The following is a 23,393-nucleotide window of genomic DNA, read 5'->3' on the forward strand; positions in this document are numbered from 1 at the left end:
CTCCCTCGCTATGGTCACGCTCGGCATGACCATGCTCTGGCTCAGATGACTTTGCAGAGACGCCCTAGCGCTAACGCGGGCCGCCGCCGCGCCGCCGCGCGATCTCGTGTCCCGCGCTGTCGAGGGCGCCCGACGGCGCGAGGCCGTCGTTCGGAACGGTCTGCATGCCAGCGTGCGCGGTGCGCGAGGTCGGTCGCGCGAGACCGTGATCGCCGGCGGCCTGCTTCATCGCCAGCGCCCTGCGGGAGCTCGTGACCAGGCGACCGCGCGCCCGGGCGTTCCGCCTGCGCTCGCTCTCCTTGCTGGCGCGCTTCACCGCGGCTGCCAGCACCGCGGCCTTCCGGCGGGTCCCGGTGTTGTCGGTCGCGGCGCGCGCCCCGGACGGGGCGGCCTTGCCGCGCAGCTCGCGGCGCTGCCGGCGGGAGATATCCCGCGCGCGGTCGCGGCTTGCCCGAAGGCGCGCGACCAGTTCCACCAAGCCGCCGTCATCGGCCGCTCCGAGTCTCGGGTGATGCGAGCGCGCGACGAGATCGGCCTCGTCCACGCTCAGGAGACGGGCTTCGTGACGGCTCGATCGGGCCATGGGCACTCCTGTGCTGCGTGAGGGGTGGCGTTAGCGGAGGGGCGGGTGGCGCGCGGCGATCAGTCGGGGCCGCCCAGGGTCGGTGTCCGGCGCAACGCCGTCTCGCGCAGGGACCGGTCGGCGTAGGTGCCCTGCACTGCCGCGCGACCGCCGTGGTCGAACAGGTCGAGCATCAGGGCGCTGTGGATGAAGCCGAGATGGCTGAAGGCCTGGGGGAAATTCCCCAGGAAGGCGCCGTCCGGCGCGACCTCCTCGGCGTAGAGGCCGACGTCGTTCTGGAGGGCGCGCAGGGCGTTGAAGCGCAGCCGCGCCTCCGCGTCCCGGCCGAGCCAGAGCAGGGCGTCGACCAGCCAGAAGGCGCAGAGCAGGAAGGTGCCCTCGTGGCCGGGCAGGCCGTCGTCGTTCCGATAGCGGTAGACGAGGTGGCCGTGCCCGAGGCGCTCGATGACGACGTCCACGGTCCGGGCGAAGGCGGCCTCGTCGACCGGGAAGCCGACCAGAGGCGCCATCAGCAGGGCGGCGTCGACGTCGTCACCGCCGAGATATTGCGGGTAGTAGCCGTCCCGGTGGATCCCCGGGCCGTTCACGCAGGCGACGATCCGGTCGCGCTCCCGGCACCACGTCTCGCGCGGGCCGAACAGGCGGATCGCCCGGTCCAGGGCGACCCAGTTCATGATCGCCGCGTGGAGGTAGCGCTGCTCGGGCTTGCGCGGCTCCCAGAGACCGGCGTCGGGCCGGTGCCAGTGCGCGGCGGAGATGTCGGCCAGCCGGGCGCCGTGCCCGAGCATCGCTTCCGAGAGCGTGCCGCCCAGGCGTGTGTAGAGGTAGAGCAGGTCGAGCACCTGCCCGTACGCGTCGGCCTGATGCTGCTCGGCGGCCTCGTTGCCCGCCCGCACCGGCGCGCTGCCCCGCCAGCCCTCGAAATGCGCGATCGTGGTCTCGGCGAGGTCGGCCTCGCCCGAGACGCTGTAGAGCGGCCGCAGCCGCCCCTCCGCCCGCGCGCAGAGGTCGGACACGAACCCGAAGAAGGCCTCGGCCTCGCGCAGCATGCCGAACTTCTTCAGGACGTAGAAGGACAGGCACGCGTCGCGGATCCAGCAGAACCGGTAATCCCAGTTGCGGATCCCCCCGATCTCCTCCGGGAGGGAGGTCGTGGCCGCCGCGACCATCGCGCCGGTGGGCGCGTATGTCAGCGCCTTGAGCACGAGCGCCGACCGGATCAGCTCATCGGCGAGCGGTCCCGTGTAGGCGGCGTCCTGCGTCCACAGCACCCAAGCCTTGCGCGTCCGCTCCATCAGGGCGCGCGCGTCCGGCGGGGCGTCCGGCAGGGCATCGCCGTAGAGGCTGAAGCTCCGCGCCTGCCCGCCCTCGAGGACGAAACGCGCGGCGGCCCCGGCGCCGTCCCGCACCAGTTCGACATCCGCGACGAGGCCCGGGCATCCCGGTGCCGTCACCCGGCCGCCCGCGATCTCCGGCGGCGCGAAGGACTCGGCGAAGCCCGCCAGCGGCCGGTAGGCGACCACCATCGGGACACGGCCCGACACGCCGCTGACGAGCCGGACCAGGCGCGGCCGGTGCGGGCCGCCCTCCGGCCCGACCATGAAGTCGTGCAGGGTCACGAAGCCGTCCGGGGTGGTGAAGGTGGTCTCCAGGATGTTGCTGCGGCTCAGGTACTGCCGCGCCGTCTCGTACCGCCCCTCGGGTCGGATGGAGAAATGGCCGCCGCGCCGGCGGTCGAGCAGGCGGGAGAAGGCCGGGTCGGCGTCGAAGCGCTCCAGGCAGGCCCAGTCGATCGACCCGTCGCGGGCGACGAGCGCGCACCCCTCGCAGTTGCTGAGGAGGGCGTAGGCATCGATGGGCTGATAGGGGCGCTCGCCCGCGTCGGTCATGAAGTCTCCTGGGTGTTGCGCTTCGAAGCGGCGGCCGAGGTCGGGCGAGGACCGCGGTCCGGCCCGGTCAGGCGCATATCCGGAAGGCCGGCTCCAGCAGCCCCCGCGCGCCCACGTCGATCAGGATCGTCCGGCCATGTTCCGGATCCTCGGCGCGGTCCGCCACGTCCATGCCCTCGTAGGCGGACGTGACCAGCAGGCGGTCGAGGTCGCGTCCCGCGAAGGTCGGACAGGTCGGCTGCCGCATCGGCACCGACACGGTGCGGACCCGCTCGCCCGCGGGACTGTAGGCGTCGAGGCAGCCGGCGCCGAAGCGCGCCGTCCAGATCAGGCCCTCGGCATCCACGGCGGCGCCGTCGATCGCGCCCTCGCCGCCGCGGTGGTCGAAATGGATCTCGACCGGTCCCCGCGGCAGCCCGGTCCTCGGATCGAGCGGGACGCGGTGAAGCACGCCGACGTCGGTATCGACGAAGTAGCCGGTGGCGCCGTCCGGCGAGAAGCTGATGCCGTTGGGGATCGTCAGGCCGCCGAAGAGGCGGTGCACCTTCGTGCCGGCCACGTGATAGATCGAGCCGCGCCCCTTGGTGGCGTCGCGGTCCATCGTGCCGATCCACAGCGCGCCGCTCGGATGGACGCGGCCGTCGTTGGACCGGTTGTCGTGCAGATCCTCCTCGAGGGGGCAGAGCATCCGGATATCCCCGTCCCGGATCGACCGGACGTAGAGACCGTCCTCCGCCGAGAGCAGCTGGTGGGCGCCGTCGATCGCCGCGATGTCACTGACCTGGACGGGCAGGACGTGGACGAGCGCCTTCTGGGCGCTGGCGATCGGCTTCTCGAACAGGCGCGCTTCCAGGATATCGACCCACCACGCCGTCCCGGTGCGCGGATCGTAGCTCGGTCCTTCACCGAGGTGGCAGCGCACCTGGCTGAGAATTCGGATGTCGTGCGGAGGACGCAAATGCTCGTTCCCGTTCGTGTCGGTCGATGTTCGAGGCGGACCTGTCGCGACGGCGTCAGCACTTGTCGCAGACGCTGCCGAGGACCGCGTCGAGGTCCTTCTGCCGTCGCGTCCGTTCGCGCGGATCGTGCAGCGGCGCGGCCCCCGCGCCGGGCGGCACCGTCTGCCCCACCGACGAGCGGTACGGCGCGTTGATCGTGGTCTCAGGGCCGCCGCCCGTCCCCGTGAACGCGGCTGCCAGCGCCGCGTGGATGCAGATGAGCGGCGCGACCAGGCCGATGATCGCTCCACGCGTCATTGCTGTTCCGACAGTCATGGCGAGCCTCCCGATTCGATCTCCGATCCGATCTGCCTGCGCGGTGATGCGCGCCTCGTCCGCGGGGCGAGAGCCGACGACCGACGGGAGATCCACGATCGACCACGCGGCCATCGCGCGCGGGTGCTCCCCGCCGAACCCTGACCGGCGCACCTCGCCGACCAAGAGCAGAGACGCCCTTTCCATGTAATCGTCGTTTAATCCGCAGTCTCGGCAAAATCGCCAACCGTGACTTCACGCATCATTTCGTGCCGCGATGGCAAAGTAGATGGTGACATGCAATCGCGGAGTGCCCTCACGCACGCATCGGCGCGGATTAAACTCGGCGCGCAGTTCAGCGATGGATGTCGGGAAGGATCATCCGTCACTCGGACAGGTGCGCGCGCGGTCGAGCGGCTCGAGACGCGGGCCTCGGCGATCCGGGCGGGGCGGTGGTCCCCGGAGTTCGCGTGCGGGCGCGGTCCCCGTCACGCCCTGCCGGCCAGCTCTTCGGGCGGGCCCACGAGCCCGGCGCCCACGGCGATCCAGACGAGGTGTGCATCGGTTCGGGCACCGAGCTTGGCGCGGATCCCGGACAGGTTGTTGTGCACCGTCTTCAGGCTCAAGCAGAGGGCCTCGGCCACGGCCTGCGCCGTCATCCCCCCCGCGGTCAGGCTCAGGATCTCGACTTCCCGCGGGCTCAGCGCGTCGACGGCCGAGCGCCCGCCCGCCACGTCGTCCTGGGCGATCGCGTGCGCGATGTCGGCGCTCATCGCCCGCTCGCCGCGCAGCACGGCCGCCACCGCCGCCAGCAACGCGCGCGGCGGGCTCGCCTTGGTGATGTAGCCGCACGCCCCCGCGGCGAAGGCTCGGCGCGCGACGACGGCCCCGGTGCGCATGCTGAAGACCAGGATGCGGGCCGCCCCGTCCCACTGGCGGATGTGCCGGATGGCCTCGATGCCGCTCGGCCCCGGAAGCGACAGGTCGAGGATCACGAGATCCGGTTCGTGCGCCTTGTACTGGCGGTAGGCCTCCGCCGCGCTCGCCGCCTCCGCCGTCACGGCGAGTCCCGGCTGTCGCTCGATCAGGCGGCGATAGCCCTCGCGCACCACCGGATGGTCGTCGACGAGGAGGATGGACGTGGCCATGAGACGCCTCAGACCGCGGTCGGGACGGTCGCGCAGGCGCGGATCCCGCTGCCGGTGCCGGTCAGCGTGAAGCTGCCGCCGAGGGCGGCGAGCCGCGCGCGGATGCCGACGAGGCCGCGGCCCGTCCCGGAGGCCGCGCGGGAGACATCGCCCCTGCCGTCGTCGTCCAGCGTGAGCGTCACCGCCCGCGTTCCGGTCTCCGTCCGGACGACCCGCAGGAAGATCCGGCTCGGACGCCCGTGGCGGAGGGCGTTGGTCAGGAGCTCTTGCGCGATGCGGTAGAGGCTCGCCGACACGGTCACGGGCATGTCGGCGAGGTCGCCGGCCACGTCGAGATGGAGGTCCGGGCCGGACCTGAGCTGCGCACGCCAATCCGCCACGAGGCCCCGCAGCGCGTCCTCCAGCCCGGTCTCGGCGAGGTCGGGCAGTTCGAGGCGTGCCAGAGCCCCGCGCAGGCTCTCCCGCATGGTGGCGAGGACGGCCTCGATGCCGCGCGCGTCCGCGCGCAGATCCTCGCGGTCGTCGGGCGCGGCGAGTTCGATCGCGGCTGCCCGGGCGCCCGCGGCGGCGAGGCACTGGCCGAAGGCGTCGTGCAGGTCCCGCGCGAGCGCCTGCCGCTCCTCTTCCTGCACCGTGACGAGCCGCCGCATCAGCTCCGCGCGCGCGGCCTCGGCGCTGGCGAGCCGGTCGGCGAGGTCATCGCAGGCGCGGGCGATCCGGTCGAACTCGGCGGCGGCGAAGCGCGGCAGCGGCGACCGGGTGCGGGCCGCGTCGAGCCTCGCCAGCCCGAGCACGATCTGCCCGGCGGGCGCGACGAGGCGCATGACCGCGAGCCAGTTGAGGAGCAGTGTCGCCGCCGTCAGAGCGAGCGCGAGCCCGCCCGCGAGACGCACCCGCTGCCAGACGCGGGCCGCCGCGGCGGTCGGATCGGGCCAAGCGGTGACGCTGCCGATCGTGCGCTCGCGGAAGACGATCGCGCGGATCGTCGGCGCGGCCGCGGCGTCCCCCGTGACCGCGTCCCGGAACCACGCGGGGGCGGCGTCGAGGCCATCCCAGTCGCCGCAGACGCGCCGGGGCAACTCGACGCCGAGCTGGATGTCGGCGCAGATCCCCGGGAGGATGGTGAGGAGGGCCGGTGCGGTCTGCGGCGGCGCGGCGGGCATCGCGACCGGGCCGGCGCTGCCGAGGCCCGGCTGACGCGCGAGCTGCGCGGCGATCCGCTCCGCCGAGGTCGCGGCCTCCCGCTGCAGGCTCGTCTGGGCCGTGAAGCCGGTCCAGGCGACCGCTCCGGCCAGGCACAGGAGGGCGACCACGAAGAGGCGTAGGCCGAGATGCGCGGGCAGGCTCATGGGGGCGAAACGGCCGGGCTCGAAGCGACGTGCCGATCTGGCACCGGGAAGGGCCCGGCGCGCAAGCCGCGCCGACGCAGCGCGGGAAGAATGCCCGGCCGTGCGCGGGAGGACGTCCCTGGCCCGCGCCCCGCACGCCCCGCAGGATGGCGGCGTCCCGTCTCCCGCGGAGCCCGCCATGGCCTCTCACCTGTCCCGCCGCAGCCTGCTCGCCGCCGCCACCCTGCTGCCGCTCGGCCTGCACCGGCCCGGCGCGGCCGCGACCGGAGCCGCGCCCTACCGGGTCGGCGCCTTCACCGTGACGCCCCTGCGCGACGGGCTGTTCCCGCTGGAGCCGCGCATGATGCCCGCGGCCGAGAGCCTGGCCGGACGGGCTCTGTTGAAGGGTGCCGGTCTTCCCGGGGACGGTCCGTCGCCGGAGCCGGTCAACGCCTTCCTGATCCGGCGCGGCGCGCGCCACTGGCTGCTCGACGCGGGCTGCGGCACGGTCTTCGGACCGGACTTCAACCGGGTGACCGCCGCGCTGGCGGCGGAGGGCGTGCGGCCCGACCAGGTCGAGACCATCTGGCTGAGCCATCTCCACGCCGACCACGCGGGCGGTCTCCTCACGCCGGGCCGCCTGGCGCGGTTCGCGAACGCCGAGCTCGTGGTGCAGGAGCGCGAGGTCGCCTACTGGTCGGATGCGGGAGCGCGGGCCGCCGCGCCCGACGCTCTGCGGCCGATGTTCGAGACGGCGCAGGCCGTGCTCGCCGCGTACCCCGATCGGATCCGCCGCGTCTCGGACGAGGTCGAGCTCGCCCCCGGCATCCACGCGATGCCGCTCCCGGGCCATACGCCGGGTCACATGGGTGTGCTGATCGCGGACGGCGCGGACCGGTTGCTGATCTGGGGCGACATCATCCACTCGCGGCTGCTGCAGATGCCGCACCCGGACTGGACCGTCATCTGGGACTTGGATCCGGCGGAGGCGATCGCGACCCGCCGGCGCATCCTCGACCGCGCGGCGGCGGAGGGCCTGAGCGTGACCGGGATGCACCTCGCCGCCCGCGGGCGGATCGAGCGGGACGGGGCGGGCTACGCGCTGATCTAGAGGATCCGGTCCGTGCCGCCCGGTCCGGCTGAGTCCGCGATGCGGCGGGACGACGCCGTCAGCCGCGGCCCCAGTCCCGCAGGTCCCGGACGAACAGGTCCGGGGCCTCCATGGCGGCGAAGTGCCCGCCGCGGGGCATCGTCTGCCAGCGCGAGACCGCGTAGCCGCGCTCCAGCCACTCTCGCGGCGGCGCGGGCGTGCGCGGATCCGGGTAGGCCGAGAAGGCCGTCGGCACCGTGACGCGCCGCCCCGGCGGCATCCGGCGCACACCTTCCTGCTGCGCGCCGGCGTAGAACCACGTCGCCGTCGCGAAGGAATCGGTGAGGATGTAGAGCAGGGCGTTGGTCAGGAGCTGATCGTTCGAGAAGACCTGCGCGAAGGGCCGCTCCCGGAGGTCGGCCCAGTCGTGGAAGCGCTCGACCAGCCACGCCAGCTGCGCCACCGGTTCGTCCGCCATGGCGTAGCCCAGCGAGAGCGGCTTGGTGCCCTGCAGCTGCGCGTAGGCCCCGAGCGCCTGCTGGGTGGCTCCGGCCTGCTTCTGCCAAGCCCGCTCCGCCGCGCTCTCCGGCTCGGCATCGGGCTGCACCAGCAGGTAGTTCAGGTGGATCGCCTCCAGCGACGCGGCGTGGTCCAGGCCGAGCCAGGCCGCGACCCCGGCGCCCCAGTCGCCGCCCTGCACCCGGTAGCGCGGGTAGCCCAGCGTCTCGCGCATCAGGCGGTCGAACAGCCGCGCCGTGCTGCGCGCGCCGATCGGCGCGGCGGGTTTGCCCGAGAAGCCGAAGCCGGGCAGCGCCGGGATCACGAGGTCGAACGCGTCCTCCGGCCGTCCGCCGTGGCGCGACGGGAAGGCCAGGGGCTCGATCACCGACCAGAATTCGTAGATCGAACCCGGCCAGCCGTGGATCAGCAGCAGCGGGCGCCGGCCTTCCGCCTCGCCGACGACGTGGACGGCGTGCAGGTCGAGATCCTCGACGCGGGCCAGGATCTGCGGGAAGCGGTTGAGCTCGGCCGCGGCGGCGGCCTCGTCGAAGCCGTCGAGCCAGTGGGCGCACAGGGCGGCCAGGACGTCCGGATCGCAGCCGTAGCGCCAGCCGGCCCCCGTCGGCAGGCGCGGCATGCGGTAGGCCCGCACGCGCTCCCGCACCCATTCCAGCCGGTTCGCGTCCCAGGCGACGGTGAAGTCTCGCATGATGCCTCCGCTCGGCTCCGCGTCCCGGGAGCGCGCCGATACCGGCCGTCCCGTTCGCGCGACGTTGATCCGGGTCAACGCGACCGGACCGGGACGGTCGCGCCGGGATCGCCTCGGCCGGCACGACGGCTGTTGGCCGCGCGGCGCGATCGCGCGTAGACCCTCAGCGCCCGGCGGCCGGCTTCGGTGCCCTTCCGGGACGCGGACCCGACCGGAGCGCCGCAGCCAGGGCACGGCATGTCAGCCGGGCGAGACGCGTCGCGACGTCAACGCCCGCCGCGCCAGGAACCCGGCCGCGCTCATGGCGAGGATCGCGGCCGCGTAGAGGTCAGCGGTCGTCACGTAGCCGATCCGGCGCACGAGATACCCGGCACAGATCACCGGCAGGCTGAACGCCAGGTAGCTCTCGACGTAGTAACTCGCGAGGAGCTCGGCCCGCTCGCTCGGCTTCGCCAGCGGGACGATCGTCCCGAGGGCGCCGAGGAAGCTCGTCCCGAAGCCGGCCCCGCCGACCAGGGTCCCGGCGATCAGGACCGGCACGCTCCCGCCGTGCATGCCGGCGAGCACGATGACGAGGCCGGCGGTCATGGCGAGCGTCCCGATCGTCAGGTTGGCCGCGGCGTCGCGTCCACGCCGCTGGAGGACCGCGAAGGCGCCGGCGACCATCAGGGCCGCGACCATGACGCCGCTCGTCAACGGGGTCCGGCTGCCCGTCGCGGCGACGACCAGCGAGGGGACGATGGAGAGATAGAAGCCTCCGAGCATCCAGGTCGCGATGTTGGTCGGCGTGATCGCGGCCAGCGGCCGTCTGACCTGCGGCGGAATCACGACGCGCGGCCTCAGGGCCCGCAGGGCGCCCGCGCGGCGCACCCCGGTCTCGGGCGTGAGCCAGAGGAGCGCGGCCTGCACGGCGAACACCGCGCCCAGGATCGCGTAGACGAGGTGGAGGGGATGCGGGCCGTACTGCACGAGGGCGCTGGTCCCGAGCGCGCCCGCCGCCATTCCGATCAGCGGCATGATCGCGTTCACGAGCTGGGCCCGCGCCCGGTCGACGTCGACGAGCGCGGCGCCGAGCGAACTCGCCGCGATGCCGGTCGCCACGCCCTGGACGAAGCGCGCCGCGATGAGTCCCCACGCCCCGTTGGCCGTCGTGAACAGGGCCATCGCCGCCAGCTCGAGGAGCAGCGCGCCGAAGATCACCGGCCGTCGGCCCAGATGGTCCGAGATCGACCCGGCGACGAGGAGCGCCTTGAGGAGCGCCAGCGCGTAGACCGCGAACACCGCGGTCGTGAGCACGGGGGAGAGCGCGTAGGTCTCCTGGTAGAACCGGTACAGCGGTGTCGGAGCGGCGGACGCGGCGAGGAAGGTGCCGAGCACCGCCGCGTGGAAGAACAGCGTGCCGCTGCCCGCGACAGCCACAACTTTCAGCTTGCGGTCCCTGGTCATTGGCGAACCTAAAGGCTAATCCGTTGCGTTTGATGCGTAGGCCCTCCGCGCCACAAACGCAATATCTTTGCGTTTGTGGCGCCCCAGATGGCAGAGTGCAGGATGACGACGAGGCAAGGGCCGCGTCCGGGCGGCCGCAGCGCGCGGGTGCAGACTTCGGTTCAGGCGGCCGTGCGCGCGCTCCTGACCACGACTGACCGTTCGGAGATCACGGTGCCCCTGGTGGCGGCCGCGGCCGGCGTGACGCCGTCGACGATCTACCGGCGGTGGGGCACGCTCGCCGAGCTCTTGGCCGATGTCGCGGTCGAGCGGCTGCGTCCCGACGGCGAGCCGGCCGATACCGGGAGCGGCCGGACCGATCTCGAGGCGTGGGCGGAGCAGTACGCGGACGAGATGTCGTCCGCGCCGGGGCGGGAGATGATCCGGGACGTTCTGGCGGCGGCGGACGCGAACTGTGCCCAGCGATGCTGCAGCTTCACCCGCGATCAGATCGCGATCATCGCGGATCGGGCCGTGGCCCGCGGCGAGGCCTTCCCGGACCCCGAGGCAGTGCTGGACGGGGTCATCTCGCCGATCCTCTACCGGATCCTGTTCGGGACCGCGCTGAACCGGGAGCGGATCCTCGAGCTGGTCGACCGCACCTTGACGGCGCGCGAAGCGACCTGACCCGAGGCGCCGACCCGGTGCACCGACCTCGCGGATGAGGCCGGGCGCGTGACCTCAGCCGCGAAGGGCCGCGCCGACCGGCCTTTCAGAGCGGCTGCACGGGATGGGCGCGCGTCCGGTCCTTTCCGCGGGTCGCTATCGCGGGTTGTGCCAGCGACGCGCTCGCGTAGCCCGCGGGCGCGACGGCGAGGATCGGTCGCCAGGTCGAGGACCACGCGCGTAGCGGCTCCGGATCGCCGCGGAAGGCCAGGTCGAGAAAGGCCAGCGTCCCGGCGGCGGTGGCCGCCTTGACCTGCGGGTTCAGGTTCAGACCGCCCGTGAGGGGACGGTCGGTGAAGATACTGTGCGAGCCGCCCTGGAAGACCGCCAAGGACTTCCGGGGCGTCGCGATCGCCTCGTACACGGCGAGGCGATCGCTGAACGGCGAGGTGCGACCGGGCAGCTGGATGACATCCTCGGTCGCGGTCACGTGCAAGGTCGGGATCTCGACGGCGCCCAGGACGGCCCGCAGGTCGCGCTCGCCGTAGAAGGGCGGCGCCGAGATCACGATCCCGGCCGCGATCCGCGGATCCCGCGCCTGAAGGGCGTGCCCCTCCCGGATGACGCGCGCGCCCGCGGCGATCAGAGTCGTGTTGGCGCCGTAGGAATGGCCGGCCGCCACGATCCGGCGCGGGTCGATCCGGTCTCCGAAAGCGCCCCCGTCCTGAACGAGGAGGCGGTCCAGGGCGAAGCGCAGGTCGCGCGCCCGGGCGATCGCCTCCCGTTCCTGCGCCGCCCGCTCGATCCGGTCGAGCAGGGCCAAGGGGTTGCCGGTCCAGACGGAGCTGTCGCTGCCGACGTGCTGCAGGTGCAGGCTCGCGATCCCGTGGGACGACCAGTGCCGACCGAGATAGCTGTAGCCGGTCCGGGACTGCCCGAGACCGTGCGAGAACACGACCAGCGGGACGCGCCGCCGGAGCGACGACGTGTTCGGCCAGTACAGGCGTACCGGCACCGGTCGCTGGCGCGCGCCGTCGACCCAGTCGAAGTCGACGATCCGGACGTCCTCGACGACGGGCTCCGCCGCGGCCGGACGCGTCACACCCGCAGCCAGGGTTCCCAGCAGCATGGCGCCGATCTGCCGACGGTTGGGCAACGGCCGTGCCGCTGTCGGACCGGTACACTCGAGCATGGGGAGGGCTTTCGCGAGAGGAGGGGAGCCACAAGGATTCGCCGAGCTGCGCGTCGCCGGGCGCAGCCCGATCACGACGCGTCCTCGCCCCCCGGCGCGCGCCAACCGAATTCCGTTCGCCGACGGATGCCCCGACGGCGAACGAGGCTGCCGATATCGGCAGGAAGGGGCGGGCGCCCGACCGGACTCCGCACCACGTCCCGAGACCGCGCGTCAAAATCGCACTCGGTGTAAAAATATAATTGCACCGCGTGCAACTTTGCAAGTGCGGAATCGCATGTCACAACGCGGGCATGGGGAGCCCGCCACCGAAGCCCGGCAGCCTGCGCGCGCGAAAACGGCAGGAGACTCTGGAACGGATCGCCGAGACCGGCCTGCGGTTGTTCAGCCGGCACGGCTACGAGGCCACGACCCTGGATGCGATCTCCGAGGCGGCCGGCATCTCGCGTCGAACCTTCTTCTACTACTTCAAGTCAAAGGAAGAGATCCTGCTGGACTGGCAGATGCGCGGCTTCGGCGCGGCGCTGCGCAAGGCCGTCCTGGCCCAGCCGGAGGGCAAGGTCCCGGTCGAGGCCGTCCGGGACGCCCTGCTGGCGCTGTCGACGGGTTTCCGGACCCAGGAGTTCATCAGTATCGATCGCGTCATGCGGTCCAGCGAGACCCTGAAGGCCCGCAAGCAGGCAGCCTACGGCCTGCACGAGCAGGCCCTGCATGCCGCGCTGATCGAGCGCTGGCCGGATCCCGTCCGCAGCGCGCCGCTGCGCCTCGTCGCCATGGCGTCGCTCGGTGCGATGCGCCTGGCGATCGAGGCCTGGATCCAGGCGGGCGGCGACCGGCCCGTGGACGCCTTCCTGCGGGCGGCCTTCGCCGGTCTCACGGCCGAGTTCTGCACACCGTCCCGATAGCCCCGCCGCGATCGGCACGCCGCCGCGGCCCCGCGGTGACGGGCGCAACGCCGTCACCGCCCATCGGCCGGCAGCGCGACGAAGGGATCGCAGGCGGGAACGCCGAGCGGCGCGAAGTGCCGCACGTTCCGGGTCAGGACCGTCCAGCCGTTGCAGCGCGCCGTGGCGGCGATCGCGAGATCCGCGAAGCCGGGCGCGTGCCCCTGTCCGCGCGCCAGATCGGACAACCCGCCGATGTGGCGCGCGACGGCGAGGTCGATCGGGAGGACCTTGGCGGCGTACAGGTGCAGCAAGGTCTCCAGCCACGCCGCGAGGCGCTCGGCCTTGCGCGCGGCACCGTCCCTGCGGCTCTTCGCGATGCCGTCCTCGATCTCGGCGATCGTGACGACCGAGAGGTGGAGCCCCGCGCTGTTCCGGTCCATCCAGTCGGTCAGTTCGACGGCCGGAACGGCCTTGGTCGGCGCGCCGGCCGAGAGCACGTTGGTGTCGACGAGATACACCGCCTCACAGCTCGGCGCTTCTGAGCCCGCCGGACGGGGAGGGGAGGTCGTCCGCCGCGAGGGGCGCGGCCATGAGCAGGCGGCCGAACGACGGGACGCGGGACAGCCGCTGCCAGTCCTCGAAGCTGAGCAGCACGGCCTCGGGGCGGCCGTGGCGGGTGATGATCGAGGGCGCGCCCTGCTTCGCTTGGTCGATGACGGCCGACAGCGTCGCCTTGGCGTCCCGAAGCTGGATCTCCTGCATGGCGCCCTCCGTGACCACTGTGGTCATAATAGGTGTCCAGGTTCCGATCCGCAAGGGCGGCGCGCGGCCGGTCGTCGGCACCCGACCCCGACGGCTCGCCGGGGCCCACCCGTGTCCGGCACGCAACAGTTGATTGCGGACCAGATTATGCCCCTTGCGGTTGCAGCGTTTTAGGACCAACGTATGTTACTGTTCACTGAATACGGGTGCTCGGGTGGCAGCTTTTAAGCCCCTAGACGGGCAAACAGCCTCGGAAACCTTCCAGACGGCGCTGGACGCGCTCGACGTCGTCGGCCGCTGGGAATGGGACGCGGGCGTCGATCGGGTGCGGGCCGACGCCTTCGTCGCCCTGGTGTACAACGTCGATCCGGCCGTGGCCGAGGAAGGCGTCCCGCTCGGCCGCTACATGAGCAGCATCCACGCGGACGATCGCGAGCGGATCGATGATCTGATTCGGCGCAGCGCCCGCGAGGGGACACCCTACCTTGCCGAGCATCGGGTGACCTCGGCGGACGGTCGGACGCGCTGGGTCCTGGTGCGCGGGCGCTTCACCGGCGATCATGTCGGGCGGCCGCAGGGCGGCAGCGGCATCCTCCTCGACATCACCCGGATGCGGATGTTCGAGGACATGGCCGACGAGGCCGTGCCGCGTGCGGAGACATCGCCCCTCGAGCTGGCAGCGGATCACGCCATCGCGGCGATGTACGCGATCAGCGAGCTGCGGGACGCGGAGCTCAAGGCGCAGGCCGAAGCGCTGCTGATGACGCTGGGCCGCAGGCTCGCCCTCCAGGAGGTCCAGGACCGGCACCGCCAGATGAACTGATCGCGGCGCGCCGGCGTCCGATACAGCATGGGACGGAGCGTCGTCCGATCCTGTCCGGGAGCGGGAGACTGGGCCGGACACGCGCGCTATGCTGGCGGATCGGCAGAACAGCGCGGCACGGATGATCCGGCGTTCCAGAACGACAATCATCGTCCTCGGCGTCATCGCCGGGGCCGCCGTCGCTGCCCTGCTCATCCATCTCCTCCTCGGCCTGCTCTCCCTCGACATCGCTGTCGCCAAGACCAGCACCGAGGATCGGGAGGCCGCGCAGGCCCTCACGCAGCTCTTCCAGACCCAGCATCCGCGGGTGCGCATCCGGACGATCTTCGAGCCGGATCGCCTCGGCGCCTCGGCGGCCCTCGACAAGGGCGAGACCCAGCTCGCCCTGGTGCGCAGCGACGCCGCGCCGAAGGACGGGCAGACCCTGGTCATCCTGCGCCGCGACGCGGTGGTCTTCGTCGCGCCCGGGGGCAGCCCCGTCGACAGCGTCGCCAAGCTGCGGGGCAGCACCGTCGGTCTCCTCGACGGGCGGAAGCTCGACCCGCGCCTGCTCGACCTGATCCTGACGCATTTCGGCGTGCCCCCGAGCAGCGTGCATCGCAGGATCCTGACGATCGACCAGCTGACGGAGGCCGCCCGCAACCGACAGATCGGTTCGGTGTTCGTGGTGGCCCCGGTCGGGAGCGCGCTGTGGCTGCCGCTGTTCACGGCGCTGCGCAAAGGCTCCGGGACGGTGAAGCTGTTCGAGGTCGACGAGGCGGCGGCGATCGCCAAGGAGCACCCCGTGCTCGACACGATCGACGTGCCCAAGGGCGCCTTCCTCGGCTCCCTGCCGGCCCCGGGCGACGACATCACCACGCTGTCCGTCAGCCACCGGCTCGTGGCCCGCGGCGCCATGCCGGACTGGCTCGCCGGCGAGATCACCCGCGAGGTTCTCACCGGCAAGCCGCGGCTCGTCGCGCTCGACGACGATCTGGCCGGCATCGAGGCCCCCGACACCGACGACAAGGTCCAGGCGCTCCCGATCCACCCGGGCGCCACGGCGTACCTGACCGGGAACCAGCCCAGCCTGAGCGATCAGGCGCAGAACGCGGCCTACTGGGTCGGGCTCATGATCAGCGCGCTGGCCTCCCTCGGCGCGGCGGGCATCGGGCTGTATCGGCGCTTCCGGCCGCTGCAGCCGCCCACCCGGGTCATGCGCCTCCTGGAGATCTGGCTGTCCGTGTCGAGCGCCGATCCGGTCGAGCTCGATCATCTGGAGCGGGAGGCCGACGCGCTCGCGGCGGAGACGATCCGGATGGAGGCCCACAGGCGGACGGAGAGCGTCGAGATCCGCCTCGTCGCCCTGCTCGTCGCGCATGTCCGGGAGGCCGTCCAGCGCCGGCGGCGGCACGTGGGGCAACGGATGTCCTAGAGCCGTATCCGACCATGTTGCAACGGTCGGGAAGGACGGCGAGCCCGGTCTCGCCAGCCGCGCCGGCCCCCCTCTCCCGTGCGGGAGAGGGTTGGGGTGAGGGACGCGAAGGATCAGGACTGAACAGGCCGCCGATGCCCGTACAGGCCGCGACTCTTCCGGACTGTTCTCAGCCCTCACCCTGTCCCTCTCCCGCACGGGAGAGGGGACCCGCGCCTCGTTCGGCACGGGCTCGCCGATCGCCCCCGTCCCAACCCGATCGGGAACGGCTCTAGCGCCGAGCGATCCCGCCACCGGCCCCCGGCTGCGGCCGATCCCGGCCCGGTCGCGGCCTCACGCGAGCAGGTCGCGATGCGTCCGATGCCCGCGCAGCCACGCCCGGGCGTAGCCGCACAGGGGCACGATCCGATCGCCCTCGGCGCGCGCGTGCGCCGCGACGCCTTCCATGAGCCGGCCGGCCGCCCCGGTGCCGCGCAGGACCGGCGGCGCGTAGACGTGGCTGATGACGAGCTGGCCGGGTTCCCGACGATAGGTCGCGAAGGCGACGTCACCGCCGACCTGCAGCTCGAAGCGGCCTCGCTCGACGTTGTCGCGCAGCGTATCGGTCATCGTCGTCCTCGGGCCCTGGCTCGGATCGGGAGCGCCGCGTCGGCCGGGTGCTCCGCGAGGTCCGCGGGCGCCACCGGCCGCGTTCCGGAGATCCCGGCCCCGAAGATCCCGCCTCCCAGGCTCATATAGGATCGCACGTCCCGTCGCGGACGCGGATCAGGAGCGCCGCGGCGGCATCGCCGCCGATCCACGGGACGCGGCCGTCCGTCGGAGCGCGGGAGCGCGCCCGCTCAGGGGATGTCGGCCGGCTCGACGTCGATCCGGTCGAACCGGCCGAGGCGGTAGATGAGGAACGACAGGAGCCACGCCGCCGCGAACAGGCCGACGATGCCGAAGCCGAGCGCGCCGAAATGGTCGTTGATCGCGGCGATCCGCTCCCAGAGCCAGCCCTGGAGGTTGAGCTTGTCCGCCAGGAGGTTCAGCGCCTCCAGCGTGCCGACCACCAGCGCGACCACCACCGACACCAGGGTGATGGTGAGATTGTAGAACAGCTTGCGCATGGGCTGGACATAGGCCCAGCTGTAGGCGCCGAGCATCAGCACGCCGTCGGTCGCGTCGACCAGCGTCATGCCGGCGGTGAACATCGCCGGGAAGACCAGGATCGTCCAGAGATCGATGCCCTGGCTCGCCTGGGCGGCCGAGAGCCCGAACAGGCTCACTTCCGTGGCGGTGTCGAAGCCGAGCGCGAAGAGCAGGCCCAGCGGGTACATGTGCCAGGAGCGCGTCACGAGGCGGAACAGCGGCCGCAGGATCCGGGCGAGGACGCCCTGGTTGGCGAGCAGCATGTCGAGGTCGGCCTCGACGTAGCGGCCGGTGCGCCGGACCTGCCGGAACGCGCGCCAGACCCCCGCGAGGACGACGAGATTGACCAGGCCGATGAGGATCAGGAAGGCGGCCGAGACGCCGGTGCCGATCAGGCCGCCGAGTTCCCGGTAGCCTTCCGAGGCCGTGATCAGGCTGGTCGCGGCCAGCGCCACCGCGGCCGCGGCCACCACCACGACGGTGGAATGGCCGAGGGCGAACCAGAAGCCGACCGAGACCGGCCGCTGGCCCGCCTGCATCAGCTTGCGCGTGACGTTGTCGATGGCGGCGATGTGGTCGGGATCGACCGCGTGGCGCAGTCCGAAGACGTAGGCCAGCAGCGCGGTCGAGAGCAGGGCCGGCTGCCCCGCGAACAGGCTGTAGGCCCAGGACCAGGCCGCGACGTTGGCCGCGATCAGGACGAGGTAGAGCAGGACGATGCGGCGCCGCACGACGCGGGGCGCCGTGCCATCGGACGGGACGATCGCTTCCATCAAAGCCTTACCCACCCGAATACCGTCCCCTCGGCCCCGTTGCCCGGGCCTCTCGCGTCGCCGCTGCCGTGCAGCACGGGATCCGACATAGCGCAGAAGCGGCCGGCCTGCGGAGTCCCGCAGGTGCGTCCTCTTCCCGGAGCGACGGCCCCGGCGGCTGCCTGGACGGGGGCCGCGGGCCCGCCATCAGAACCGCACCGTCACCGAGCCCGTGATCCGCCGGGGCGAGCCCGGATAGACCCGGAACACGTTCAGCGAACTCTCGTAGTACGCGGTGTCGAAGATGTTCTCGACGTTCAGCGCGATCCGGGCATTGTCGAAGCGGTAGTAGGCGAGCGCGTCGACCGCGACGTAGGCCGGCAGGGTGAAGCCGGAGCCGGCCGCGTCGCCGGCGCGCGCGCCCACGCCCCGCACGCCGCCGCCGATACCGAAGCCGCGCCACGCCCCCTCCGGCTCGTAGACCGCGAGGAGGCTGCCGGAATGGCGCGGCACGTTGATGAGCGGGGCCCCGACCGGGAGCACGTTGTCCTTGGTCACCCGGGCGTCGGCGTAGACGTAGCCGGCCAGGAGCTTCAGCTCCGGCGTGATCTGCCCCTGGGCCGTCAGCTCGAACCCCTGGCTGCGGACGGCCCCGGCGGCGAGGGAGAAGCCGGTATTGGCGGGATCGGGCGTGAGCACGTTCTCCCGCTCCACCCGGAAGGCGGCGGCGGTGAGGAGCAGGCTGCCGCCGAACAGCTCGGACTTGGCGCCGACCTCGTAGCCGAGGCCGGTCTCGGGCGGCAGGGCCGTGCCGCGGGTCACGGCGGCGGCGTCCGGGCCGATGTTCGGCCGGAAGCTCGTGCCGACGTTGGTGTAGAGGGCGAGTTCCGGGATCGGCCGGTAGACGAGGCCCGCCCGGGGCGACGCGGCGACCCGCGACTGGTCCACCTGACTGCGGACGGCGCGCTCGCGGAAGCTCTGCTCGAAGATGTCGAGGCGCACACCGACGAGCGCCCGCCATTCGGGGCTCAGGACGATCTCGTCCTGCGCGTAGAGGCCGGTGTTGGTGATCCGCTCCAGGTTGTTGCGCGGGATGGTGATCGGCGGCAGCGCCTGCCCGTAGACCGGGGCGTAGATGTCCAGGGCGAACGGGCTCGTGCGGAAGTTCGAGCGGAAGTACTGCGTGCGGCTGTCGGTGCTCTCCCGGTCCATGCCGAGCAGTAGCGTGTGGCCGATGCCGGCGGTATCGAAGCGCCCGACGAGGTCGGCCTGCCCGACGGCCACGTCCCAGCGGTAGTCGCGCACGTTGCGGTCGCGCGAGACCGTGCGGTTGTCGGCAGCGATGGCGCGGATCTCCGCCGACTCGCCCGCGAGATCGCCCGTGTTGAAGTAGGTCGCCAGGCGAAGCTGCCAGTTCTCATCGAACCGGTGGTCGACGCGGACCTGCAGGGTGTTGTTGTTCTGATAGGTGCTCTGCCCGGGCTCGCCGAGGAAGCGGGAGACGGGCAGGAACCCGAGTTGACGGTTCAGCGCGATGACGCCCCGGTCGAAGACGATCCGGTTCTTCACGAACTCGGTTTCGACCGTGATCCGCGTGTCCGGGGTGACCTGCCAGCTCACCACCGGCGCGACGAGGAGCCGGTCGCTGTCCACGAAGTCGCGGAAGCTGCCCGCGCCCTGCGCGGCGAGGTTGAAGCGGTAGAGCACCGTGCCGTCCGCGCTCAGCGCGCCGCCGGCATCGATCGTGCCCCGGGTCAGGCCGAACGAGTCGACCTGGTTGCCGAACTCGACGAACCGCTCGGCGGTTGGCTGCTTGGTGATCAGGTTGACGAGCCCGCCGGGGTCGCTGCGCCCGAACAGGGCCGCTCCCGGCCCCTTGAGCACCTCGACGCGCTCGATGTTCTGGGCGTCCGGCGGCGGCGGCGTCCCGCGATTGAGGGGAAAGCCGTTCTTGTAGATCTCGGAGGTGGTCACGCCGCGGATGGCGTAGCTGAAGATCGACAGGCCGCCGAAATTGTTCTGGCGGGCGACGCCGGGCAGGTAGTCGAAGACCCGGTCGACGCGGGTGGCGGCGATGTCGGTGATCGTCTCGCGGGGCGCCACCGACACGGCCACGGGCACGTCGATCTGCGGTGTGGCCGTGCGCGTCGCGCTGACCGCCGTTCCGGCGCCGTAGCCCGGTGTCGGACCGATCAGGCCGATGCTGCCGCGCCCGGACGCCGTCGTGCGGGTCGCGCCCTCGCCGACATGCTCGACCGACAATTCCTCCAGGGTCACGCTCTCCTGCGCGCGGACCTCCCCGACCGGCGCGCCGGCGGACAGCATGGCCGCGAGTGCCAGACGCGGGCTGCCGCGCCGCGCCCCGGCAGGGCGGGCGCATCCCCGGCGCGGCCTGGGACTCTCGCGGAAGGACAATCGTCCAGAACTCGCCACCACACACTCGCTGCTGCCGGCGCGCGGCCACGCGGCGGCGAGCGGCGTCCCGCCCGGAGGGGCGGCACCGCGCGCTCCGCTGGGGCACCGCGCCCGAGGAACGTCGTCGCGCCGAAGGCCGCCTCCCGTGACGCGGGTCATCGCCGCCGCCGGACCGTCCCGGTGCGCGGCACCGGCGGCCGCGCAGAGCGGGATCGCCCCGTCCACAGGTGCGGGGTAGATCCGGACGCGGCGCGAAGCGCGCGCCGGCGTCCCGTTCCAGCTCCGAGCCCGGAGAACCCTGGCGAGAGAACCTTGGCAGGAGGATACTTGCCGCGGCGACCGGCCGGGTCAACGCTCCGGCAACCGAATGTAATAATGTTGCGACGACAGTGGCGGAACGGCCACAGCGCCGTGGCGGCATGGCGGCGGGCGCGGCCGGGACGGCGCCGTCGGGTATGCCGCTCCCGTCAGGGTCTCACATCCGGCCTGGGATCCGGCACGAACCCGTCGCGGTTCGGCATGCGGACGGCGGCCAGGGTGCGGCATCGAGCACGGCGCTCTCCGAGACGAGCCCGTTCAGGTACAGGACGTAGCCCGAGACCGCGTAGACGTCGTCGGCGCTGAGCGATTGCGGGGCGTTCATCGGCATCGCCCGCCGGATGTAGTCGAACAGGGTCGGCGCGTAGGGCCAGAAGCTGCCGACGGTCTTGAGCGGCTTCGCCGAGGCGAGCGTGCCCTGGCCGCCGACCAGCCGCTCGCCGGTCCCGCCCTCGCCCCGGCTGCCGTGACACGAGGCGCATTGGGTCTCGAAGACCTCTCGGCCGTGGGCGACGCTGCCGTGTCCGGGCGGCAGCTTCCGGCCGTCCCGGTCGACGTCGATGTTCCAGGCGGCGATCTCGGCCTCCGTGGCCGGACGCCCGATCCCGAGGCGCTCCGTCGCCCGCGCCGGCCCGGCGCAGGCGAGTGCCAGAGCGATCCCCACGGCGGCGCGGGCTTCACGCATAGCCATTGGCCACCTCGCCGTCCGCGGCGATGCGCCAGGGCACGACCGCGTTGTTGTGGTAGAAGGATTTGAGGCCGCGCACCGCCGTCAGCGCCTCGAAGCCCGGCTGCACGTAGCCGGTCTCGTCGATCGCCCGGCTCGCGATGGTCGTCGGCGTCCCGTCCCAGCGCCAGGGCAGCCGGAACCGCGTCAGCGCCCGGTTGAGCACCGGCTCCTGCAAGGCGGCGTCGCGCCAGCTCCCGCCCCCGTCCGTCGAGACCTGCACGCCGCGGATCCGCCCGCGCCCGCTCCAGGCGAGGCCGGTGATCTCGTGGAAGCCGGGGGCGATCCGCTGCGTGCCCGACGGCCGCGTGATGATCGACTTGGCCTCCATGACGAAGGTGAATTGCCGCGCCGTGCCGTCCGGCATCAGGTCGGTGTACTTCGACGTCTCCTCGCGGGAATAGGCCGGCTCCGCCGCGACGTTGAGCCGGCGCAGCCACTTCACGCTCATGTTGCCCTCGTAGCCGGGCAGCAGCACCCGGAGCGGGTAGCCCTGCTGGGGGCGCAGCCGCTCGCCGTTCTGGCTGTAGACCAGCAGGGCGTCGTCGAGGCACTTCGCGATCGGGATGCTGCGGGTCAGCGCGGCGGCGTCCGCGCCCTCGGCCACGACCCACCGCGCGTCCGGCTTGAGCCCGGCCTCCGCCAGGACCGTCGCGAGGCGCACGCCGGTCCATTCGGCGCAGCTGACGAGGCCGACGAGGTCCGACGCCGTCTTGCCCTTGATCGCCTCGAAGCCCGGGTTGCCCGAGCATTCGAGGAAGTAGATGTGCGACTCCGACGGGAAGCGGCGGATGTCGTCCATCGTCAGGATGAGCGGCGTCTCGACGAGTCCGTGGATCATCAGCCGGTGCTGGGCGGGATCGATGTCCGGAATGCCGCCGTGGTGGCGCTCGTAGAACAGGCCGTTGGGCGTCAGGATGCCGTCGAGATCCTGCAGCGGCGTTCGGCTCGACGCCGAGATGTACTGCTTCAGACCCTTCGGGACGTTGCGGATGACGCCCTCCTCGAAGCGCGAGGGCCGGCCGTAAGTCTGGCTGCCGACATCGGCGCCCGGGACCTTCATCCATTCGGGAACGGCCGGAGGCGCCGCCTCGTCCGATCGGGCCGGCCCGCCCGCGAGGACGGCCGCGGCCGCCGCCGCGCCTTGTGCGAGGAAGCGGCGCCGCGCCGGCGGCGATTCGTCGTCCTGGCTCATCGCATGGCACTCCGCCTCGCCCCGCCCGCCGGGGCAGGCCCAGAGTCTCACGCAACGGCGCTCCCTCCTAGTCCCGTCGGAACGGGGCCCGTCTCGTGGTGCGCCCGCAGGCGTCGCAGGGCCTCGAGATCGAAGACCTCGTCCGCGCGCCCGTAGCCGCCATCCACGACCTCGTCGACCAGGACCATGGTGTGCGGGCGCGCGGCCTCCCCGAAGAAGGAGACCAGCAGATCCGTCGTGCGGTGGATCAGATCCGCCTTCTGCGGACCGGTCATCATGCCCTGCGGGATCTTGAAATTGGCGAACGGCATCGATCGTCTCCAGGCTGAACTGATGAAACACGGGTCGCGCCCGCGCGCGGCGACGCGGATCTCCTCGCGGATCTCCGCGCGCACCTCATTCCTGCGCCGCGCGGGCCGCGCGAGCGGCCTCGTTCAGGGTCGCGACGGCCGCGTCGAAGCGGTGCTCGGCCTCGGCGTTGCGCTGGAAGGCGACGCGCTGCACCAGGATCTCGGCCGGCGTCGGCTGCTGCTGGAACAGGGCCATCACCTCGTCGATGAAGTCGGCCAGCGGCAGGTAGCCCGCGCGGGTGGCCTGGCCGGGCGTGAGATCCGTCTGGACCGCCGGCGGCACCAGCTCGATCACCTCGACCCGGCCCTCGAGAGCCTCGCGCAGCGAGACCGTGTAGCTGTGGATCGCCGCCTTCGTCGCCGAGTAGGTCGGTGTCGTCGTCAGGGGCACGAAGGCCAGCCCGGACGACACGTTGATCAGCGCCGCGTCCGGCCGTGTGGCCAGATGCGCGACGAGGGCATCCGTCAGACGGATCGGGCCGAGCAGGTTGGTGGTGATCGTCGCCTCCGCGTCGGAGAGGTCGCGCGCCTGGTCCAGCGCCTCGAAGCGCATGATGCCGGCGTTGTTGATCACCACGTTCAGGGCCGGGTGCTCGGCCGTGACGCGCCGTGCGAACGCCGCGATGTCTCCGGCATCCGCGATGTCGAGGGGCATCGCGTGCAGGCCCGGGCGGCCGGCCGTGACCCGTTCCAGCGCCTCCACGCGGCGACCGGCGACGATGACGGTGTTGCCCAGATCGTGGAAGCGATGGGCGAGCGCGGCTCCGATCCCGGACCCGCCGCCCGTGATGAGGATCGTGTTGCCGGAGATTCTCATGATGGCGACCCCGTTGTT

Annotated in this window: 22 protein-coding genes and 1 pseudogene; 5 read left to right on the plus strand and 18 right to left on the minus strand. The window is 72.3% G+C overall.

Translation table 11 applies throughout. The features are described 5' to 3' along the window. Nucleotides 1-70 precede the first annotated feature (70 nt). From ACLBYE_RS09725 to ACLBYE_RS09750, 6 genes are all read right to left on the minus strand, one after another. Nucleotides 71-583 (minus strand): hypothetical protein, encoded by a 513-nt coding sequence (locus ACLBYE_RS09725; protein WP_447693997.1) that lies wholly within the window; start codon nucleotides 581-583, stop codon nucleotides 71-73. Nucleotides 584-642: 59 nt separating this feature from the next. After that, nucleotides 643-2,472 (minus strand): glycoside hydrolase family 15 protein, encoded by a 1,830-nt coding sequence (locus tag ACLBYE_RS09730; RefSeq protein WP_447693998.1) that lies wholly within the window; start codon nucleotides 2,470-2,472, stop codon nucleotides 643-645. A gap of 67 nt (nucleotides 2,473-2,539) precedes the next feature. Further along, complete coding sequence (locus ACLBYE_RS09735; protein ID WP_447693999.1) at nucleotides 2,540-3,394, minus strand: SMP-30/gluconolactonase/LRE family protein; 855 nt, start codon at nucleotides 3,392-3,394, stop codon at nucleotides 2,540-2,542. Nucleotides 3,395-3,485: 91 nt separating this feature from the next. Then, nucleotides 3,486-3,860 (minus strand): hypothetical protein, encoded by a 375-nt coding sequence (locus ACLBYE_RS09740; protein ID WP_447694000.1) that lies wholly within the window; start codon nucleotides 3,858-3,860, stop codon nucleotides 3,486-3,488. A 353-nt stretch (nucleotides 3,861-4,213) separates the two neighbouring features. Then, nucleotides 4,214-4,873 carry a response regulator gene (locus ACLBYE_RS09745; RefSeq protein ID WP_447694001.1) on the minus strand — a complete coding sequence of 220 codons (660 nt, stop codon included), beginning with the start codon at nucleotides 4,871-4,873 and terminating at the stop codon, nucleotides 4,214-4,216. 8 nt (nucleotides 4,874-4,881) lie between these two features. Further along, nucleotides 4,882-6,222 (minus strand): sensor histidine kinase, encoded by a 1,341-nt coding sequence (locus ACLBYE_RS09750; protein ID WP_447694002.1) that lies wholly within the window; start codon nucleotides 6,220-6,222, stop codon nucleotides 4,882-4,884. Nucleotides 6,223-6,400: 178 nt separating this feature from the next. Here ACLBYE_RS09750 and ACLBYE_RS09755 point away from each other — a divergent pair, with 178 nt between their 5' ends. Continuing rightward, nucleotides 6,401-7,312, plus strand: coding sequence for an MBL fold metallo-hydrolase (locus tag ACLBYE_RS09755; protein WP_447694003.1), 912 nt, complete (start codon nucleotides 6,401-6,403; stop codon nucleotides 7,310-7,312). 58 nt (nucleotides 7,313-7,370) lie between these two features. Here the strand turns inward: ACLBYE_RS09755 and ACLBYE_RS09760 are convergent, their stop codons facing one another. Then, complete coding sequence (locus tag ACLBYE_RS09760) at nucleotides 7,371-8,501, minus strand: epoxide hydrolase family protein (protein ID WP_447694004.1); 1,131 nt, start codon at nucleotides 8,499-8,501, stop codon at nucleotides 7,371-7,373. 240 nt (nucleotides 8,502-8,741) lie between these two features. Then, complete coding sequence (locus tag ACLBYE_RS09765) at nucleotides 8,742-9,947, minus strand: MFS transporter (RefSeq protein ID WP_447694005.1); 1,206 nt, start codon at nucleotides 9,945-9,947, stop codon at nucleotides 8,742-8,744. A gap of 102 nt (nucleotides 9,948-10,049) precedes the next feature. On the opposite strand from ACLBYE_RS09765, the gene ACLBYE_RS09770 reads away from it, so the two are divergent. Then, nucleotides 10,050-10,613 carry a TetR/AcrR family transcriptional regulator C-terminal ligand-binding domain-containing protein gene (locus ACLBYE_RS09770; RefSeq protein WP_447694006.1) on the plus strand — a complete coding sequence of 188 codons (564 nt, stop codon included), beginning with the start codon at nucleotides 10,050-10,052 and terminating at the stop codon, nucleotides 10,611-10,613. An 85-nt stretch (nucleotides 10,614-10,698) separates the two neighbouring features. On the opposite strand, the gene ACLBYE_RS09775 is transcribed toward ACLBYE_RS09770, so the two are convergent. Next, a complete protein-coding gene (locus ACLBYE_RS09775; RefSeq protein ID WP_447694007.1) occupies nucleotides 10,699-11,784 on the minus strand; it encodes an alpha/beta hydrolase family protein in 1,086 nt (361 codons plus the stop codon). Between the two features lie 293 nt (nucleotides 11,785-12,077). Here ACLBYE_RS09775 and ACLBYE_RS09780 point away from each other — a divergent pair, with 293 nt between their 5' ends. Continuing rightward, on the plus strand, nucleotides 12,078-12,689 hold the full coding sequence (locus tag ACLBYE_RS09780; RefSeq protein WP_447694008.1) for a TetR/AcrR family transcriptional regulator: 612 nt from the start codon (nucleotides 12,078-12,080) through the stop codon (nucleotides 12,687-12,689). A gap of 53 nt (nucleotides 12,690-12,742) precedes the next feature. On the opposite strand, the gene ACLBYE_RS09785 is transcribed toward ACLBYE_RS09780, so the two are convergent. Next, entirely contained in the window at nucleotides 12,743-13,189 is a 447-nt protein-coding gene (locus tag ACLBYE_RS09785) for a PIN domain-containing protein (RefSeq protein ID WP_447694009.1), read from the minus strand. A gap of 4 nt (nucleotides 13,190-13,193) precedes the next feature. Next, nucleotides 13,194-13,433, minus strand: coding sequence for a type II toxin-antitoxin system Phd/YefM family antitoxin (locus ACLBYE_RS09790; protein WP_447694041.1), 240 nt, complete (start codon nucleotides 13,431-13,433; stop codon nucleotides 13,194-13,196). 154 nt (nucleotides 13,434-13,587) lie between these two features. Between ACLBYE_RS09790 and ACLBYE_RS09795 the strand changes: the two genes are divergently transcribed. Both ACLBYE_RS09795 and ACLBYE_RS09800 read left to right on the plus strand, forming a co-directional pair. Next, a complete protein-coding gene (locus ACLBYE_RS09795) occupies nucleotides 13,588-14,256 on the plus strand; it encodes a PAS domain-containing protein (protein ID WP_447694010.1) in 669 nt (222 codons plus the stop codon). Nucleotides 14,257-14,377: 121 nt separating this feature from the next. Continuing rightward, on the plus strand, nucleotides 14,378-15,670 hold the full coding sequence (locus ACLBYE_RS09800; RefSeq protein ID WP_447694011.1) for a TAXI family TRAP transporter solute-binding subunit: 1,293 nt from the start codon (nucleotides 14,378-14,380) through the stop codon (nucleotides 15,668-15,670). 333 nt (nucleotides 15,671-16,003) lie between these two features. On the opposite strand, the gene ACLBYE_RS09805 is transcribed toward ACLBYE_RS09800, so the two are convergent. From ACLBYE_RS09805 to ACLBYE_RS09835, 7 genes and pseudogenes are all read right to left on the minus strand, one after another. Further along, on the minus strand, nucleotides 16,004-16,279 hold the full coding sequence (locus ACLBYE_RS09805; protein WP_447694012.1) for a GNAT family N-acetyltransferase: 276 nt from the start codon (nucleotides 16,277-16,279) through the stop codon (nucleotides 16,004-16,006). Nucleotides 16,280-16,509: 230 nt separating this feature from the next. Then, a complete protein-coding gene (locus ACLBYE_RS09810) occupies nucleotides 16,510-17,574 on the minus strand; it encodes a HoxN/HupN/NixA family nickel/cobalt transporter (protein WP_447694013.1) in 1,065 nt (354 codons plus the stop codon). Between the two features lie 186 nt (nucleotides 17,575-17,760). Beyond that, on the minus strand, nucleotides 17,761-19,878 hold the full coding sequence (locus ACLBYE_RS09815; RefSeq protein ID WP_447694014.1) for a TonB-dependent siderophore receptor: 2,118 nt from the start codon (nucleotides 19,876-19,878) through the stop codon (nucleotides 17,761-17,763). Nucleotides 19,879-20,435: 557 nt separating this feature from the next. Next, nucleotides 20,436-20,971: pseudogene (locus ACLBYE_RS09820) on the minus strand (c-type cytochrome). Beyond that, nucleotides 20,964-22,208, minus strand: a complete 1,245-nt coding sequence (soxC, locus tag ACLBYE_RS09825; protein ID WP_447694015.1) for a sulfite dehydrogenase — start codon at nucleotides 22,206-22,208, stop codon at nucleotides 20,964-20,966. Before soxC ends, ACLBYE_RS09820 begins: the two are co-directional and overlap by 8 nt. A gap of 47 nt (nucleotides 22,209-22,255) precedes the next feature. Further along, nucleotides 22,256-22,519 (minus strand): tautomerase family protein, encoded by a 264-nt coding sequence (locus ACLBYE_RS09830; RefSeq protein ID WP_447694016.1) that lies wholly within the window; start codon nucleotides 22,517-22,519, stop codon nucleotides 22,256-22,258. A gap of 85 nt (nucleotides 22,520-22,604) precedes the next feature. Beyond that, the gene (locus tag ACLBYE_RS09835) at nucleotides 22,605-23,375 is read right to left on the minus strand and encodes an SDR family oxidoreductase (protein ID WP_447694017.1); all 771 of its coding nucleotides are present in this window, start codon (nucleotides 23,373-23,375) and stop codon (nucleotides 22,605-22,607) included. Nucleotides 23,376-23,393 lie beyond the last annotated feature (18 nt).

The organism is Methylobacterium sp. A52T (assembly GCF_053346095.1).

Bases quoted from the DNA above. Each gene is read 5' to 3' on its own strand.
- ACLBYE_RS09745 (WP_447694001.1), bottom strand. From the start codon at position 4,873: ATGGCCACGTCCATCCTCCTCGTCGACGACCATCCGGTGGTGCGCGAG.
- ACLBYE_RS09765 (WP_447694005.1), bottom strand. From the start codon at position 9,947: ATGACCAGGGACCGCAAGCTGAAAGTTGTGGCTGTCGCGGGCAGCGGC.
- ACLBYE_RS09730 (WP_447693998.1), bottom strand. From the start codon at position 2,472: ATGACCGACGCGGGCGAGCGCCCCTATCAGCCCATCGATGCCTACGCC.
- soxC (WP_447694015.1), bottom strand. From the start codon at position 22,208: ATGAGCCAGGACGACGAATCGCCGCCGGCGCGGCGCCGCTTCCTCGCA.
- ACLBYE_RS09790 (WP_447694041.1), bottom strand. From the start codon at position 13,433: ATGCAGGAGATCCAGCTTCGGGACGCCAAGGCGACGCTGTCGGCCGTC.
- ACLBYE_RS09815 (WP_447694014.1), bottom strand. From the start codon at position 19,878: ATGCTGTCCGCCGGCGCGCCGGTCGGGGAGGTCCGCGCGCAGGAGAGC.
- ACLBYE_RS09830 (WP_447694016.1), bottom strand. From the start codon at position 22,519: ATGCCGTTCGCCAATTTCAAGATCCCGCAGGGCATGATGACCGGTCCG.
- ACLBYE_RS09770 (WP_447694006.1), top strand. From the start codon at position 10,050: ATGACGACGAGGCAAGGGCCGCGTCCGGGCGGCCGCAGCGCGCGGGTG.
- ACLBYE_RS09810 (WP_447694013.1), bottom strand. From the start codon at position 17,574: ATGGAAGCGATCGTCCCGTCCGATGGCACGGCGCCCCGCGTCGTGCGG.
- ACLBYE_RS09800 (WP_447694011.1), top strand. From the start codon at position 14,378: ATGATCCGGCGTTCCAGAACGACAATCATCGTCCTCGGCGTCATCGCC.
- ACLBYE_RS09725 (WP_447693997.1), bottom strand. From the start codon at position 583: ATGGCCCGATCGAGCCGTCACGAAGCCCGTCTCCTGAGCGTGGACGAG.
- ACLBYE_RS09775 (WP_447694007.1), bottom strand. From the start codon at position 11,784: ATGCTCGAGTGTACCGGTCCGACAGCGGCACGGCCGTTGCCCAACCGT.
- ACLBYE_RS09740 (WP_447694000.1), bottom strand. From the start codon at position 3,860: ATGGCCGCGTGGTCGATCGTGGATCTCCCGTCGGTCGTCGGCTCTCGC.
- ACLBYE_RS09835 (WP_447694017.1), bottom strand. From the start codon at position 23,375: ATGAGAATCTCCGGCAACACGATCCTCATCACGGGCGGCGGGTCCGGG.
- ACLBYE_RS09760 (WP_447694004.1), bottom strand. From the start codon at position 8,501: ATGCGAGACTTCACCGTCGCCTGGGACGCGAACCGGCTGGAATGGGTG.
- ACLBYE_RS09780 (WP_447694008.1), top strand. From the start codon at position 12,078: ATGGGGAGCCCGCCACCGAAGCCCGGCAGCCTGCGCGCGCGAAAACGG.
- ACLBYE_RS09755 (WP_447694003.1), top strand. From the start codon at position 6,401: ATGGCCTCTCACCTGTCCCGCCGCAGCCTGCTCGCCGCCGCCACCCTG.
- ACLBYE_RS09805 (WP_447694012.1), bottom strand. From the start codon at position 16,279: ATGACCGATACGCTGCGCGACAACGTCGAGCGAGGCCGCTTCGAGCTG.
- ACLBYE_RS09750 (WP_447694002.1), bottom strand. From the start codon at position 6,222: ATGAGCCTGCCCGCGCATCTCGGCCTACGCCTCTTCGTGGTCGCCCTC.